The sequence below is a fragment of the Sphingopyxis sp. Geo48 genome (assembly GCF_949769155.1).
GTDB lineage: Bacteria > Pseudomonadota > Alphaproteobacteria > Sphingomonadales > Sphingomonadaceae > Sphingopyxis.
In genome coordinates, this window is sequence record NZ_CATKPA010000012.1 from 17,902 (window position 1) to 31,619 (window position 13,718).

Sequence of the window (13,718 nt, forward strand, 5' to 3'; positions counted from 1 at the left end):
TGGATCAAGCTTTCGATTGATCGGGGTTCATCGCAGATTGCCCATGCTTTGCCAGAAGGCCAACAGCGCCTCGATCGAAGCTCACGAAGGTCTCGCCTCCCAGCCATTGGCCATCGTGGGCGATGACCCCATCAGCGAAGTCTCCACCTTGCTCCAGTATTGCAAGCCCCGCTTCAACAGCCTGTCGGTCCGCTGCGACATTGCCGGCGTCGATAAGCAATCTGACCGATGCAGCGACCCTTGCCGCCTCATAGCGATACACTTTTCTGAGCACCCAGCAGAACTCGCACAAGGCCGGAAGCGTCACAGCAACAAGTTCTGCTTCCTTCAGGAGCTTTTTTGCCAAGGGGCTTTGAACGGGATCGTCCAGCGTTGCGGATCGGACGAGGATATTGGTGTCGGCAGTAATTTTCACAGCTGTCCGGCCCAGCCCTTTTCAATGGCCTCATTCATCTCCTCGATCGAGATGGGCCGCTGGCCTTCCCGCTTGAGTGACCCGAAGAAATCCTCAATCTTTCCGGAAGGCCTGATGGCCCGAATCTTGATTTCACCGCCGGGGAGTTTGTCAAAGCTGATCTTGTCGCCTGGATGGACGCCGAGATGCCTGAGCAATTCCTTCCGCAGCGTGACCTGCCCTTTCGCGGTAATGGTAACAGCGTTCATGTGGCGAGTCCTTTCAATAGCACAAGGTAAGAGCAAATCCCCTTACCTGCAAGGCGAGTTCAGTATGTTGGCGCGATGTGCAAGCGCGCTGAGCATGAGCATCCTAGTCATTTCGCCCGGCATGGCGCAGACTGTCAGCCGCGAGGATGCAGCGCGCGCCGCGATCCATCCGGTCGGAACAACTGCGGCGATGAACCACTGGCTCTCGCGCGTTCCGGTGACGCGCGCTTTCCCGCCGGACTTTACCGAGGAACTGCGCGGACGCAGTTCGGCCTTCGTCGTCGAGATGAGCACCGCGCCCGGCTGCGTTCCCTGCGCCGATCTCTGGACCAAGCTCGGAAGTCTGGGAAGGCGATATGGCTGGCAGGTCCGCGCCATTTCCGCGCAGGAAGCGATGCTGCGATCGGGCCGGCTCGGCTTGCCCTGGATCGGGCATCCGGTCGCATGGGTGCGTCCGATGAACGATACGAACCGGATCATTCCAATCGCCGTCGGGACCGATCATGCGCCCAATTTAGCGCGCAACCTCTATCTCGCCGCGAAGATGCTGACGGGCGTTCGCCCAGCGGTAGGCGTCCGCGCACTCTCGAAATTCACTGGAATCGTTGGGGGCCCGTCGCGATAAGCCGGACGGAACTTTCTTAGCTCTGGCGCGGAATCTGCTTGAAACATCAAAGCCATGATGCATGCTTCATAAGCTGAATCTGGTCTTGTCATTATTGCCTCGCGTCGGGCGTAGGACGCGACCTGAGCGAGATTCTTGTTTTGATAACCGCTCGCGACTATATGAAAACAACGATCCAAACAGGATCGTGTTATGAGTGGAATGATGGCAAACGCTGTAACTCAAGTGCTGACGACGGTGAACGCCCCTTATGGGGCGGCCGTTTCCGCACATCAGCTTGCTGCCATGATCGTCGACTTGAAGAGCGCGATTGACTGCAACGCGCCGGTTTTCGCTTTCTTCTCCGAAGTGCCGCTGAACGTCCAGGAACAGTTCATGGCAGCGATGGGCGTAGACGCAAGTCAAGCGAGCCAAGTCGCCGATAAAATCTCCGAACTTTCGGGCTACACGCTACCGCTGGCGGCCTGACGCCGTGTCTGCAAAGCGGCCGAGCGAATGGCCGGTCCTTTTCAATCTCGCCGTAGATATTCTTGACCATTTCAGGAAGGCGAACGGCTTCGCGCCTCAGTGGAGCTTCGGCGGCGGAACCGCACTGATGCTGCAGATCGATCATCGTGAAAGTCACGACATCGACCTGTTTCTGGACGATCCACAAATCCTCCCATTTCTCAATCCGGAAACGCAAGGCATCAAACTCGATCACGCTCCTGACAGCTATCAGGCAGGCACCGATATGCTGAAGCTTGCTTATCACGATCTGGGCGAAATTGATTTCATCTGCTGCGACAGCATCATTCCAGATCCAACACGAGCGCACGACGTTCAAGGTCACGCCATCGCGCTTGAAACGCCAGCGGAAATCATCGCTAAAAAGGTCTTCTATCGCGGTTGGAGTTTCCAGCCGCGCGATATGTTCGACCTTGCAGCGGTCGCCGAGCATTTTGGACCCGACTATGTAGTCGGGGCTATTGAGCATTGCGGCCGCGCGAGGTGCGAAACGGCTCTGGCAGTCATCAACAAAACGAATCCCGCCTATGTTGAAGGGATTATTGGCCAGCTCATGCTTCGCGAAAAGACGCGCAATCTCGTTGCCCACTCCCGAGAAATCAGTCGAGACCTGATCGGACGAGCTTCAGCGAAACAGCCTATCCTGAATCCGGATACCCGGCCGCATGAGTCCGACCGGTGAACGATACGAACCGGATCATTCCGATTGCCGTTGGCACCGAATCATGCGCCCAATATCGCGCGCAATTTATATCTCGCCGTAAAGATACTGACCGGCATGCGCCCTGCAAGCCGGGGTCCGGGCGTTTTCGAAATTCACGGGAATTGTTGCTCAAGGGCCGGACATCTCACCGCAACGCCGAGCAAAGCCATAACTTCGAGCTTATTCCGGTTGGATATCCGTTCAGGGCGAAGAAGCGAAATCGAGCAACGACTTATCCCTGCAAATCTGGAGCTACGATCCAGATTTGCAGGGATCACATCATCGGCGTGCGTCCGACATGGCCGACGAGAGTCCGAGATGTTCCACGAAAGGATCAAAATCGCGGTCGCTGTAGAGCAGTGCTAACCCGTCTTCTATGCAACGGGTGGCGATAAGCGTATCGATGGTCTTGCGAATAGTGGCCCCTTTGCCGCGTAGTGCCCGAAAGTTTCGGGCCGCCTGGATCGCGATATCGCGACCTCCGATATCGATCTGGTCGAGAGACCCCATCAATCTCAGCCCGACGTTGAAGTCGCGGTCGCTGGTGAAACCCTGCAGGACTTCAGCCAGAATGATGTCGCCGGTCAGCAGTGGCTCGGCGCCTAGCAATGCGTCTATCATCTGCGACCGCATCAATGATCACGACGAAATGCTGCGGTCGATCGCACGGATGGATTTCACGGTCGCGCCGGGCCGCGGTGACGGGGCGAAGAATGGCGGCGGCCCCGATCCGCGCGATCCGACATGGGCGCCGCGCGGGCGCACATCGGCGTCACGGCCGTTCGGACGACCCCCGAACAAGATGAAATCCTCCGTATCCGCAGCCATGATTTTCACTAACCGGACCTTATCGCAGAGCACCCATACGAGATACTCGGTGAAGAAAAGCAAATCGTTGCCAAGGGTTGCCTGAAAATTCCGGTCCGCCTACTCCCGTGTTAAGTTGAAATTCAGAGAGAGTCGGGAACCGGCTCTGTTGACGGAATGCACGGGGAGCCGCTTGCAGAATCCGTCGGAAAGCAATGCTCGGGTCGAGAAAAAGAGGTGCTGTTTTAGATAGCGTAAGGGACTTGCCGTCCATTGATGGCAAGCAGCGCGCACTTGTCTGCTAGTGATGTAAAAGAGCCGAGCATCGCTCTCTGCGAACGCTTGGCCCCGCGCCAACGCGAGTGCCTCCGCCATGTCTATCGGCTCAAGACCTCCAAGGAAATCGCCCTCGAATTGGGTCTGGGCGTCGGCACCGTCGACACTTACATCAGCGAGGCTGTCGCCATTTTGCGCGCCCGCAATCGCCGGCACGCAGCGGAACTTTTCCACGCCTTCGAAGACGCCGCGATGACCCCCCGCAAAATGCAGTTGGAGAATACGGGGGTAGGCACCGGCCAGGCCGATGAGCCACCGGAGAAGGCGGAACCACCGCCCACCTCCTGGGTCAGGTTGCTTCCTCTACGAACCATGGGAGTATCTGCAAATGACCTCGACCCGTACCTCCGTTACTTCTGGCTCGTCTTCCTTGCGATCGCGCTTGCAGTCGGCTTCGGCATGCTCGCCGTCGGACTCGACGTCCTCTCCCGGCTTCTCGGATAGAAGGTCCGACGATGAAGAGCGCATCAAGCATCTGACCGAATCGCTGTTCGGCTACGAAAAACTGCTGCAGCAGATTTTCGCGGAAGGCGGGCGGCTCGCCACTGCGGCAATCGACGCGCAGACGCACCAAAATCTTTCGCCGCTGGTCGGACATCAGATATTGTCGGCCCTGACCAACGCGCAGCTCTCGGTTACCGGAGCGCTCGGTTACATGGCCGAAGGTCATCGACAGCTTGAAGTGCTGGCACAAAAGCTGGGCATTGATCCTGAAGCTTTCGGGGATGTCGTCAAGCGCCCAAGCGCGCGCGGCGCGACGCCCCTTGAATTGGCCGCCTGACCAAGGGGGCCGCTGCTCGTGATCGTCATTGTGGCATTCATGATCCTGCTCTTCCTCGTCTCTGCCTATGCGCAGTGGCGAGGCGGAGCCCCGGAAAGGACTGCGTCGATCTGCATGGTCATCGCCACGATGGGAACTTTTTGGGCCGGACTAAGCAATCCATCCTATCGCGACGTCGAATGGGAAATGTTACTTATCGATTTCGGGCTCCTGCTGGCGCTTTCGGCAATCGCCGGGGCGGCAGACAGATTCTGGCCGATCTGGCTGGCAGCCTTTCAGTTGGTTGCGGTCGCGGCACACGGCGTCACGGCATACAATCCCGAGATCTTGCCCGTCGCCTATTGGTGGATCGTAGGTAAGATCGCCTATCCAATGGTCGCAATCCTCGCCATTGGGACACGGCGACATCACCGCAGGACACGTGACGGGCTCCAGGAATATGCTTGGACTCATCAGCGACATCGCGCCGCATCTTCGCGCGCGAAGACGATCACACCCGCCCCGCGTTCCTGACTGATTCGTCGCATCGCCGCCGACGCGCGAACCGTGGAGGGGCTCTGTGGCGACCATTCCACGCCGGGATTGACCACAATGCTCAGTCCGAGACTCCACTAAGCATCGGTCATGTCCGCGACTGGCGCACGGGCGCTCGAACTCGGAGTGTATGAAGATGAGCGCAGATCACGGGCTTAGCCAAAGAGCCTACACCAGCCTTAAACTCGATCTCATTGAAGGTCGTATCGCGTCTGGGCGAATCAATATCGGACAACTAGCTGATCGATATGGAATGAGCGCGACTCCGGTCCGCGAGGCGATGTTGCGGCTCGTCGGCGAAGCTTTACTCGACATGCCGGTAGGCTTCCCCAACACCGGTCTCCAAAATGCTCGGGTCTTCACAGCATGAGCTAATGAGCGCCAGCGAGAATATATCGGCATGGATTTCCGAAAAATCCCTTATGCTGCGTTTGAACGTCGTCATATTGACCTCCTCTAGATTGAGAGGTCATTCCCCCTGCACGGGCGCCGAGCATCGGGGTCAAGGATCGGGCGAAGCCCGACCGCGAAGCGGCGGTGGGGGTCACGATTTTCTCTGGCGGCCACCGCACATGGAAGGAAGAAGCCCCGCGCCCGACCCGCCAGGGAAAATGGTGGGGCCCCGCCGTCCTTGAGGCCGATGCGGTCCCGTGCCACGATAAGAAGACTTGAGAGAGAGGAAGAGGTTTGCGGAGCGGGGGCTCGATGCCCCCGATCCGCAAAGGCTCCCGTTCTTGTACGGCGCGATATGCGAGCACGGCGGTGTGGCTGGTTCGGCGCAGCCTGGGCGGTCAGGACGTGCGGCAAATCCCCTGCAGCAAAAAGAAAAGCCGGCGCGCTTCAGCGCACCGGCTCAGGGAGATCAAAGTGACGGTCGGGCCTATGGCCCGGCCGATGTCAGGCGGCGGCGAACATCGGATCGCCGCGCGCCGCTTTCATCGCGCCATGCGCGGTGGGGCGGCGGACGGCGCTCTCCTTCTCAGGCGCCTGGTCCGTCTTGCGGAAGGCGTGGATCGGGACATTGGCCTGTCGCAGCGTCTGGTAGAGATTGGCCTGCAATCCCGACCCCTCGCAAACCACCGCTTCGACGGGACGAAGTTCGGCGAGCTTTCGGTTGCGGGTGAAGGCGGTCTTACGCCCGGTCCCGTAGAGGCCGAAGGCCACGACGGGTACGCGGGTTTCGGATCGCCCCGCCCACGCTGCAGCGATCGCGTCGGCGCCCTTGCGCTGCCCGGTCGTCACCAGCGTCATATGGGGCACGCGGGCGCGGATCTCGTCGAGCCGCCGCCAAAGCATCTCCCAGTCGTGCCATTGCGCGGGGCCGGAGAAGACTACGACCGGCCCCTGCGGCAGGTAGCGCTCGCGCGCATCGAGTGCCCGTTCGCGCAGGAAGTCCTGCGCCGCGATCTGGCTCGCAGTCGAGGCCGAGGATGCACGCGATCCGCGCGCGGGCGACCAGGGCCAGCCCGACTGGGTGCGATACATTTCGGCGGCATAGTCACGCATGCATTCGATCGCCGCGCGCTGTTCGGCAGTCGATTGGCACAGGAGCTGCTTTTCCTCGAGCTCGCTGTTGAACACCTCGCTCATGTCCATGCGCCGGACCATCTCGCCAACCTCGGCCGCGAGAGCATCCTCGCGGCGCTCGAGTTTCCCGGCGACGAAGTGGAAGCTGTTCACGAACCCCCACGCGATCTCGGCGGAAAGCGGCGCGAGCCTCGTGTCGTTGAAAAGGTCGAAGATCGTCGCGATGATCCCGCCGCATTCGGCCTGCGCCGCGAAGGGTTCGGGCATGTCATGCTCGCCCGGCTCGTCACCGGGTTCGATGATCGAAAGCGGGATGGGATCGCCGAACGATGCCTGGAATTCGGGCGTGGCGATCTGTTCGGCGTAGAGGGCACGAAGGTCTGCAAAGCTGTCAACACTTTGCGCGGAAGAATGAGCGACCATGTTCGGTCTCCTTGGATCGGGCAAGAAAAGAGCCGGGAAGCGCAGCTGCGCCTCCCGGCCCGGTTGCGGCGCCTTCGTCAGCCGAAGGGCACCTCGTCGTCGAGGTCGGCGCCGGCGCCCATCAGCGCGCCGTTCGAGCCCGCCGTGCTCTCGCCGAAGCCGCGGTCCTGCGGCTGCTCGTCATAGCTGCGCGTGCTCGCGCCGAAACCGCCGCCGAACTCGGCACGGACGGTCTCGCGGCGCCACGCGATGGTGTAGCCGCCGTCTTCGGACGGAAACAGCGCCACCGGCAGCGGTTCGGGGAGGCTCGGGTCGTCGATATTGCCCGCGAGGAAAACCTCGCCGGTCTTCTTCGACGCCGCTTCCCACAGCGCCCCGACCTGCACCCAGCGCCGGGCGACGTTGAGCGCCAGCACCTCGTAAACGGGTGCCCGCGGGTTCATGCTCTCGACCTTGCGCAGACCGATGCGCGGGAGGTCGATCGTGCGGGTCGCGATCGAGCCAGTCAGACGATCATTCACATTCCTGATTTCACCGATATTCATGACACTTACTTTCGAATGTCGCGCGCGAACCATTTCCCGGCGACACTCTTCCCGATCCTTCTCTCCTCTGTGGCGCCGCGCCCTCGGCCCACGCCGCTGCCCGCATGCGCGCGCTCACCTCGCCGCCCGCGCCGTGGCGTGCGGAGGCCGAAAGCCGATCACTGCGTCACTGAGAGGACTGGCTGGGTCAGCGGAAAGAAGGGGAGCGATATAGGGGAGGTGGCCTCCCGAACTGACGGGCAGCAATGTCATGAGATAGCAGTGGCGACGTCAGCTCTGCGTGCACCACGCCGCATGGATGCGCGGCGCCCTCACCCCGTCACCCGCCTCGCGTGACCAATGCGGCTCGCGGGCTCTCCGCGCTGCCACGTCGGGTTAATGCGTGGCTTCTGACCGTTGGATATGGCGGTCAGGTAGTTTGTAGGCGCGCACTCGCCGAAGCGAATATTCCGAGCGCAGCCCCGGGTGGCCTTAGCCCCTGAAAATGACGGCACCCCGCGCCCGGAAAACCGGGGTCTGGACGCGGAGCGCCGCCCAGATACGGCCGGGCGGGTCGCGTGCCCGGCCGACTGTTATCGGAATGATGAGACCGGTCCCTTTATCGGCACCAGAGGCCCCTCCACCGACGCGGCCGCCGTTAGGGAAACCTCGCCATTCTCAAAAACAAAACTTTCCTGCAGCCGGGATAGTTTGTCTTTTCCGTACAAGGTTTGCCAATCTGGAGTAATCTTTCCTCTCTATAATTCGGCGTCACTGACCCGGCGCAAAGCACGATCGACCAGCGTGCGCCCCGCACAGCCAAGCTTAACACAGGGTATCCCTGGGCTCCAAAGATACCCGCTTTGGCGTTTCGGGCCGATTGCTATTGGGCGGCTTCTTGGAAAATGCCGAAATGGGCGGACGCCCGGACGGCCGAGCCCGTCCGTTCGGCTTGCGCCGGGGCCGCTTGCGTGGCGGCGGCATCGCGAAGACGGGCCCACGCGCGCGTACCGCAGCTTGCTCATTTGTTCTTTTTATGTTCTCATTGATCCATGATGAGAATCGACCCTGACCGAGTCGCACGCGCACTCCTGGACGCCCCAGGATGGGCGCGCGTCGGCCTCACCGCGCCAACGGAAATCATACGCGAAGCGGCCGCGCAGGAACTGGCGCTGACGATCGCGCGCATCCACGGTGAGACCACGGCCGCCGCCGACGCCGATCAGCTGGTGCTGGCGCTGTGACGTGCAGCATACGAAATCGGGCATTCCGCGGGCCACGCACATTTTCGAGGCGGCCATCTGGCATTATGCGGTGCAGCCCGTTTGCCGCTGCGGTCATCACGCCAAGTTCGATGCGGGACTGCTTTGGTACCGCTTTCACCGCAAAGGCTGGGACGATAATCTTCGCAAGGCGTGCCGCCATTTCTGGTGCCGGCAATGCGCCTGGAGTTCCGGCCGCCGCGTCGAACCGCTCCGCCTCGAAGTGGTCAATTGGGACAAGGACGCGATCTGCATCAAGGAGCGGGTCGACGAACGCGAATGGAAGCGCGCGATCCGCCGCTACCGGAGCTAGGAGCTAGACGATGGAGAGAGATTTCGACGACGTCCTGCAGGGTGTCGGCAAAGGCGGGCACCGGATCATGATCTGGGATGGCCAGGAAGAACGCCAGATCGAGGCGCATTGGGGCCTCCGGTCGCGCGACCCCGAGATCGGACAGATCCCGCTGCTCAAGTCCGAAACCGCGCGGATCGAAAGCCCCTGCCTCATCCTCGCCAACGAGTTCGGCATCAAGCGCGACGGCAAGACGCTCTATGCGGCAAGCCTCGTCACCGACATCCCCTTCTTCTGCATTGCCGGGGTCTGGCAGCGAGGGACGCGCGACTATCTCGATGCCTTCGCGGCGTTGACCGTCCCCGCCTATCCGGACCTTGCGCCGCACAAGGACCGCCATGTGGCGGTCGTCGATCCCGACGATTGGTTCGACTGGATGCAACAGGAGCGCCCGCCGCTGGACATCTTGCGCCCCTTCCCCGAAGGTAGCTTCACGATCACGCCGCCGATCCAGCCCAGTTTCGAGGGGCTGCTCGGCGCCGCCTGAACGGGAGCCGCCGATGTGCAACCAGATCACGCTCAAGGCCTCGGTCGACGAGGTCGCCTCGCATTTCAAGGCGCAGCGCAAGAAGCAGACCAATGCGAGCACCGGTGATGTCTGGAAGGGCGGCACGGGCTTCGTCGTTCGCGAGGTCGCCGGCGAACGCCAGCTCGACGCAATGGTGTGGGGCTTTCCGCGGCATTCCACCAACAAGAAGACCGGCAAGCCCAACAAGCCGACCCACGTCAACAACGCCCGCGACGACAAGCTGATGTCGCCTTACGGCATGTGGCGCGAATGGTTCGTCCAGCCCGGGCATCGCTGCCTCATCCCGATCACCGCCTTCGCCGAAGCCGTTGGGCCCGAAGGGCAAATGACACGCACATGGATCAGCATTGCCGACCAGCCGCTGGCCGCCTGCGCGGGCTTCTGGCGTCCGACCGACGAATGGGGCGACAGCTACACCATGGTGATGGTCGATGCCGTCCCCGAGATGCTCGAGGTCCACGACCGCATGCCCGTTATCCTACATCCCGAAGACCATGAGGCATGGCTGCACGCACCGGCCGAGGAGGCGATGAAGCTCGTCACCCAATATCCCGCCGATCGTCTCGTCATCGATCACACGCCCGAGCTCTGGTACGCGGGTCGTACCAGGAAAAATGCGGCACGCACGGCCGCAACCCTGCTGTGACATCGAAAAACCCGAACCGCGCCACACGCCGGCCCACGCGCACCGCGATCGCCGCTATCATCTTCTCGCTCGCCCTGCCCCCTACCCCGTCGGTCGCACAGGACGTGAGCGGCCCCGCGCGGGTCTCCGACGGCGATACGCTCAACCTCACAGGTATCGTCGTCCGGCTTTACGGGATCGACGCGCCCGAACTGAAGCAGACCTGCACGCGCGGCGACGGTCCCTGGGCCTGCGGCCAGGAAGCGGCCGACAAGCTCGCCGCGATCGTGGAAGGCCAGTCCGTGCGCTGCGAACAGCGCGACATCGACGACTATGGCCGCACCGTCGCGATGTGCCAGGTCGGAATAATCGACCTCTCCGCCGCCGTCGTCGATGCGGGCCTCGCTGTGGCCCTGCCAAAATTCACGGCCGCCTATGTTCCCAATGAAGCAAGAGCGCGTGAGCGCAGACTCGGTCTCTGGAGCGGCGAGTTCCAGATGCCCGCCGACTATCGGGCCGCCAACCCCGCCCCGCGCCAGCCGACCGCGCGCGTGTCAGACGGCCCCCGACCGGCGACGCCGCCTCCAGCATCCAACGCATATTTCCGCAACTGCAAGGAAGCCTGGGCTGCTGGTGCCGCGCCGATATATCGAGGGCAGCCCGGCTATCGCCCCGAGATGGATGGCGATGGCGACGGAATCGCCTGCGAACCTTATCGCCCTCGATAGAAACTCGTGGCCGACAGCCGACAATCCGCTTTTGGGGCGTCACAGGCCTGAAGCGGACAAAACGTCGCCGATTTACTGTGCGCAATGACGCCCTCGACATAAGCAGGTGCTTATGCCTGCTTTTATAAGCGGTACGCCGATGGCTAGGCGACTTTGACGATGGTCAGATCCCTCAAATAGCGAAGGAAAAGATCATGCCCACCTCGCCCCGTTTCGATCTCGAAGAATTTGCCGACAAACCGGTTCGCTCGCGTCGTAGCTGGGACCCTGTCGTAAAAATAACCCACTGGTCGATCATTACCGCGATCATCGCAAACGCGCTGTTCACCGAAGAAGGGTCGGGAGCGCATATCTGGGTCGGCTATGGACTGGCCGCCATCCTCGCGCTTCGCCTGCTGTGGGGAATGATAGGACCGCCCGAGGCTCGCTTCTCGGCCTTTCTCCCCAGCCCCCGCCGAGCTCTTGCCCACCTGCGGGATATCAAGGTCGGCAAAAAGGAGATTCATCCCTCTCACAATCCGCTCGGCGCGCTGATGGTCTATGCGATCTGGAGCATGCTCGGCGTCATCATCGCCAGCGGCGTAGCGATGGCGGGACCTCCTTCGACGGCTTTTCTCGATCGAGCGGCGCCGTCAGGCGCGGTCAGCCGGCAGTTGGTCGTAGAACAGGGCGATCATGACGACGATGAGCAGGCCGAAGGCGCAGGCCGCGAGGACGGCGTGTGGGAAGAAGTCCACGAAACGGCCGTCAATCTGCTCTACGTTCTTATCGCGCTGCATATCGCCGGGGTGGCCTTCGAGACGCGCCGCAGCGGCCGCGAAATCCTGTTGGCTATGTTGCCCGGGCGCGCGTAAATCGTGACCATGCAGGAAAGACGAAGATCGCTGGAACGCCGGGCGGTTGTGACCACCTTTCTGGTGATCCTCCAGTCCGTGGCGACGATCTTCTTCATCGCCGACGTCGCTGGCGACCTCGCCGAAGATGGCTGGAGCATGCACCTGCTTGTCGAAACCGGCGCGACCGTTGCGCTTCTCGCCGGGGTCGGCTTCGGCGCTCTGCAACTGCGCTGGCTGATCCTTCGCGCCCGACTTGACGAGACGGCGGTCGCAACGGCGCGCGGCGCCATGTCGGACCTTATCCGGCAGCGGTTTCTCGACTGGCAACTGACCGGTGCCGAGGCCGACGTCGCGCTCTTCGCGCTCAAGGGCTTCGATGCGGCCGAGGTTGCGCATCTTCGCGGCGCGGCGTCGGGGACGATCCGGGCGCAGCTCGCGCGCATCTACGCCAAGGCCGGAGTGCATTCGCAAGTCGGCCTGATAGCCCTGATGGTTGAAGACCTTGTCGACGGCAACGCGGTCAACCCGGCCGAAGCAAAACCGCAGGGGAACAATGGATGAGAAGTCACCGTGAAACCCATCTCGTGTCGCGCATCGGCTGGCTGCGAGCCGCCGTTCTGGGCGCCAACGACGGCATCGTCTCGACCGCAAGCCTCATCATGGGCGTCGCTGCATCGGGCGCCCCGCGCTCCGCGATCCTTGTCTCGGGAATTGCCGGGCTTGTCGCAGGCGCGATGTCGATGGCCGCCGGAGAATATGTTTCGGTGAGCTCGCAATCGGACACCGAGCGATCGGACATCGAACGCGAACGGCTCGAACTGGCCACAGACCCTGAGGCCGAACTTGAGGAACTTGCCGGCGTCTATCGGGCGCGGGGCGTCGATGCCGATGTCGCAAGAACCGTCGCCATCCAGATGACCGCGTTCGATGCGCTCGGCACCCACGCCCGCGACGAGCTTCACATAACCGATATGACCTCGGCACGGCCGATCACCGCCGCGTTCACCTCGGCCGGTACTTTCACTCTGGGCGCACTGCTCCCTGTGCTGGCGGCGGCGATGCTCCCACACGACTGGCTTGTGCCCGGCGAGGCCGTTGCATCGCTCCTCTTTCTTGCACTGCTTGGATGGGTTGGGGCAACGGCGGGCGGATCGAGGCCGTTGAAGCCAGTCGCGCGTGTCGTCTTCTGGGGGGCTTTCGCGATGGCACTGACGGCAGGTATCGGGCGACTGGTCGGAACTGCCGTATAGCCGCGAAGGAACACTCGCTTGGACATTTTCGGGTTTGCGCTGGCGGTGCTGCTGATCGAGTTGACGCCGGGCCCGAATGTGGCTTGGCTCGCCGGGCTTGCCGCAACCGAAGGCCGGCGTTGCGGCCTGTCCGCCGTCGCAGGCGTCGCGCTGGGCCTGCTCGCGAACGGCGTTCTGGCAGCATTAGGTCTGGCGGCGTTGCTGCAGGCCGCCCCGCAACTCTGGAACATCCTGCGCTTCGCCGGCGCGGCAATGATGCTGTGGCTTGCAATCGAAGCATGGCGCGGCACCGGCGATGGATCGCGATCCTCACGGCCGGTCAGCTCGCCCCGCCGTGCCCTTGCGACCGGCGCCTTGATCAATCTGCTCAACCCGAAGGCCTATATCTTCTTCCTGGTCGTGGCGCCGCAGTTCCTGCACGGCGAGGCGTTCGGCATCCGCGCTGCGCTAATCCTGTCGGTTATCAGCGTCGCCATCGCGACTTCCATTCACCTGTCGATAGTCATAGCCGGAAGCGCGGCACATGGATGGCTATCCGACCCGCGGCGCACCAAGATCGTGCGGCGCGCATTCGCGGTGATTATGCTGGCAGTTGCGCTGTCGTTTCTCCTGACCGATCTGGGCTAATAGAATTTTTGTGCGGTCGCATCCCATGGCGTGCGTCGGCGACATACCGTTGGTCTGCTAATCGTCTCAAGCTGGCCGA

Annotated in this window: 22 protein-coding genes; 16 read left to right on the top strand and 6 right to left on the bottom strand. The window is 62.1% G+C overall.

Going from position 1 to position 13,718, the window contains the following annotated elements; all coding sequences use genetic code 11:
* Positions 1–4 precede the first annotated feature (4 nt).
* Positions 5–415, bottom strand: a complete 411-nt coding sequence (locus QOL79_RS19250; protein ID WP_054588716.1) for a type II toxin-antitoxin system VapC family toxin — start codon at positions 413–415, stop codon at positions 5–7.
* On the bottom strand, positions 412–663 hold the full coding sequence (locus tag QOL79_RS19255; RefSeq protein WP_039575504.1) for an AbrB/MazE/SpoVT family DNA-binding domain-containing protein: 252 nt from the start codon (positions 661–663) through the stop codon (positions 412–414). The genes QOL79_RS19250 and QOL79_RS19255 overlap by 4 nt, the downstream gene beginning before the upstream one ends.
* 94 nt (positions 664–757) lie before the next feature.
* Between QOL79_RS19255 and QOL79_RS19260 the strand changes: the two genes are divergently transcribed.
* From QOL79_RS19260 to QOL79_RS19270, 3 genes are all read left to right on the top strand, one after another.
* Positions 758–1,288 (top strand): thioredoxin domain-containing protein, encoded by a 531-nt coding sequence (locus tag QOL79_RS19260; protein WP_052208289.1) that lies wholly within the window; start codon positions 758–760, stop codon positions 1,286–1,288.
* A gap of 192 nt (positions 1,289–1,480) precedes the next feature.
* The gene (locus QOL79_RS19265; protein ID WP_223181289.1) at positions 1,481–1,756 is read left to right on the top strand and encodes a hypothetical protein; all 276 of its coding nucleotides are present in this window, start codon (positions 1,481–1,483) and stop codon (positions 1,754–1,756) included.
* Between the two features lie 4 nt (positions 1,757–1,760).
* Positions 1,761–2,477, top strand: a complete 717-nt coding sequence (locus QOL79_RS19270; protein WP_052208291.1) for a nucleotidyl transferase AbiEii/AbiGii toxin family protein — start codon at positions 1,761–1,763, stop codon at positions 2,475–2,477.
* Between the two features lie 300 nt (positions 2,478–2,777).
* Here the strand turns inward: QOL79_RS19270 and vapC are convergent, their stop codons facing one another.
* Complete coding sequence (gene vapC / locus QOL79_RS19275) at positions 2,778–3,119, bottom strand: type II toxin-antitoxin system VapC family toxin (RefSeq protein WP_283420404.1); 342 nt, start codon at positions 3,117–3,119, stop codon at positions 2,778–2,780.
* 18 nt (positions 3,120–3,137) lie between these two features.
* A complete protein-coding gene (locus tag QOL79_RS19280; protein ID WP_160328055.1) occupies positions 3,138–3,326 on the bottom strand; it encodes a hypothetical protein in 189 nt (62 codons plus the stop codon).
* A gap of 255 nt (positions 3,327–3,581) precedes the next feature.
* Here QOL79_RS19280 and QOL79_RS19285 point away from each other — a divergent pair, with 255 nt between their 5' ends.
* The 4 genes from QOL79_RS19285 to QOL79_RS19300 all read left to right on the top strand — a co-directional run bounded on the left by QOL79_RS19285 (position 3,582) and on the right by QOL79_RS19300 (position 5,326).
* Complete coding sequence (locus tag QOL79_RS19285) at positions 3,582–4,085, top strand: helix-turn-helix domain-containing protein (RefSeq protein ID WP_058804235.1); 504 nt, start codon at positions 3,582–3,584, stop codon at positions 4,083–4,085.
* The gene (locus QOL79_RS19290) at positions 4,024–4,422 is read left to right on the top strand and encodes a hypothetical protein (protein WP_058804234.1); all 399 of its coding nucleotides are present in this window, start codon (positions 4,024–4,026) and stop codon (positions 4,420–4,422) included. Before QOL79_RS19285 ends, QOL79_RS19290 begins: the two co-directional genes overlap by 62 nt.
* A gap of 39 nt (positions 4,423–4,461) precedes the next feature.
* Entirely contained in the window at positions 4,462–4,935 is a 474-nt protein-coding gene (locus tag QOL79_RS19295; RefSeq protein ID WP_223181517.1) for a hypothetical protein, read from the top strand.
* Between the two features lie 151 nt (positions 4,936–5,086).
* Entirely contained in the window at positions 5,087–5,326 is a 240-nt protein-coding gene (locus QOL79_RS19300) for a GntR family transcriptional regulator (protein WP_283420405.1), read from the top strand.
* 527 nt (positions 5,327–5,853) lie between these two features.
* Here the strand turns inward: QOL79_RS19300 and QOL79_RS19305 are convergent.
* A complete protein-coding gene (locus QOL79_RS19305; RefSeq protein ID WP_058804218.1) occupies positions 5,854–6,906 on the bottom strand; it encodes a DUF2493 domain-containing protein in 1,053 nt (350 codons plus the stop codon).
* Between the two features lie 77 nt (positions 6,907–6,983).
* On the bottom strand, positions 6,984–7,451 hold the full coding sequence (locus tag QOL79_RS19310; RefSeq protein WP_058804217.1) for a DUF736 domain-containing protein: 468 nt from the start codon (positions 7,449–7,451) through the stop codon (positions 6,984–6,986).
* A gap of 1,031 nt (positions 7,452–8,482) precedes the next feature.
* On the opposite strand from QOL79_RS19310, the gene QOL79_RS19315 reads away from it, so the two are divergent.
* From QOL79_RS19315 to QOL79_RS19355, 9 genes are all read left to right on the top strand, one after another.
* Positions 8,483–8,674, top strand: a complete 192-nt coding sequence (locus QOL79_RS19315) for a DUF6771 family protein (RefSeq protein WP_058804216.1) — start codon at positions 8,483–8,485, stop codon at positions 8,672–8,674.
* Between the two features lies 1 nt (position 8,675).
* A complete protein-coding gene (locus QOL79_RS19320) occupies positions 8,676–9,005 on the top strand; it encodes a hypothetical protein (RefSeq protein ID WP_058804215.1) in 330 nt (109 codons plus the stop codon).
* 10 nt (positions 9,006–9,015) lie between these two features.
* Positions 9,016–9,531 carry an SOS response-associated peptidase family protein gene (locus QOL79_RS19325; RefSeq protein ID WP_215353391.1) on the top strand — a complete coding sequence of 172 codons (516 nt, stop codon included), beginning with the start codon at positions 9,016–9,018 and terminating at the stop codon, positions 9,529–9,531.
* Positions 9,532–9,544: 13 nt separating this feature from the next.
* Positions 9,545–10,219, top strand: a complete 675-nt coding sequence (locus QOL79_RS19330; RefSeq protein ID WP_062769464.1) for an SOS response-associated peptidase — start codon at positions 9,545–9,547, stop codon at positions 10,217–10,219.
* Positions 10,216–10,926: a thermonuclease family protein gene (locus QOL79_RS19335; RefSeq protein ID WP_255265978.1), complete on the top strand. Its 711-nt coding sequence runs from the start codon at positions 10,216–10,218 to the stop codon at positions 10,924–10,926. Before QOL79_RS19330 ends, QOL79_RS19335 begins: the two co-directional genes overlap by 4 nt.
* Positions 10,927–11,120: 194 nt before the next feature.
* Entirely contained in the window at positions 11,121–11,780 is a 660-nt protein-coding gene (locus QOL79_RS19340) for a cytochrome b/b6 domain-containing protein (RefSeq protein ID WP_283420406.1), read from the top strand.
* A 48-nt stretch (positions 11,781–11,828) separates the two neighbouring features.
* The gene (locus QOL79_RS19345; RefSeq protein ID WP_283420407.1) at positions 11,829–12,323 is read left to right on the top strand and encodes a helix-turn-helix transcriptional regulator; all 495 of its coding nucleotides are present in this window, start codon (positions 11,829–11,831) and stop codon (positions 12,321–12,323) included.
* Positions 12,320–13,012 carry a VIT1/CCC1 transporter family protein gene (locus tag QOL79_RS19350; protein ID WP_283420408.1) on the top strand — a complete coding sequence of 231 codons (693 nt, stop codon included), beginning with the start codon at positions 12,320–12,322 and terminating at the stop codon, positions 13,010–13,012. The genes QOL79_RS19345 and QOL79_RS19350 overlap by 4 nt, the downstream gene beginning before the upstream one ends.
* 45 nt (positions 13,013–13,057) lie before the next feature.
* Positions 13,058–13,639 carry a LysE family translocator gene (locus QOL79_RS19355; protein WP_283420409.1) on the top strand — a complete coding sequence of 194 codons (582 nt, stop codon included), beginning with the start codon at positions 13,058–13,060 and terminating at the stop codon, positions 13,637–13,639.
* The last annotated feature ends 79 nt before the right edge of the window (positions 13,640–13,718 follow it).

Coding starts and splice junctions, on each gene's coding strand:
- QOL79_RS19255 (WP_039575504.1), bottom strand. CDS start 663: ATGAACGCTGTTACCATTACCGCGAAAGGGCAGGTCACGCTGCGGAAG.
- QOL79_RS19260 (WP_052208289.1), top strand. CDS start 758: ATGAGCATCCTAGTCATTTCGCCCGGCATGGCGCAGACTGTCAGCCGC.
- QOL79_RS19265 (WP_223181289.1), top strand. CDS start 1,481: ATGAGTGGAATGATGGCAAACGCTGTAACTCAAGTGCTGACGACGGTG.
- vapC (WP_283420404.1), bottom strand. CDS start 3,119: ATGATAGACGCATTGCTAGGCGCCGAGCCACTGCTGACCGGCGACATC.
- QOL79_RS19280 (WP_160328055.1), bottom strand. CDS start 3,326: ATGGCTGCGGATACGGAGGATTTCATCTTGTTCGGGGGTCGTCCGAAC.
- QOL79_RS19285 (WP_058804235.1), top strand. CDS start 3,582: ATGGCAAGCAGCGCGCACTTGTCTGCTAGTGATGTAAAAGAGCCGAGC.
- QOL79_RS19295 (WP_223181517.1), top strand. CDS start 4,462: ATGATCCTGCTCTTCCTCGTCTCTGCCTATGCGCAGTGGCGAGGCGGA.
- QOL79_RS19300 (WP_283420405.1), top strand. CDS start 5,087: ATGAAGATGAGCGCAGATCACGGGCTTAGCCAAAGAGCCTACACCAGC.
- QOL79_RS19305 (WP_058804218.1), bottom strand. CDS start 6,906: ATGGTCGCTCATTCTTCCGCGCAAAGTGTTGACAGCTTTGCAGACCTT.
- QOL79_RS19310 (WP_058804217.1), bottom strand. CDS start 7,451: ATGAATATCGGTGAAATCAGGAATGTGAATGATCGTCTGACTGGCTCG.
- QOL79_RS19315 (WP_058804216.1), top strand. CDS start 8,483: ATGATGAGAATCGACCCTGACCGAGTCGCACGCGCACTCCTGGACGCC.
- QOL79_RS19325 (WP_215353391.1), top strand. CDS start 9,016: ATGGAGAGAGATTTCGACGACGTCCTGCAGGGTGTCGGCAAAGGCGGG.
- QOL79_RS19330 (WP_062769464.1), top strand. CDS start 9,545: ATGTGCAACCAGATCACGCTCAAGGCCTCGGTCGACGAGGTCGCCTCG.
- QOL79_RS19340 (WP_283420406.1), top strand. CDS start 11,121: ATGCCCACCTCGCCCCGTTTCGATCTCGAAGAATTTGCCGACAAACCG.
- QOL79_RS19350 (WP_283420408.1), top strand. CDS start 12,320: ATGAGAAGTCACCGTGAAACCCATCTCGTGTCGCGCATCGGCTGGCTG.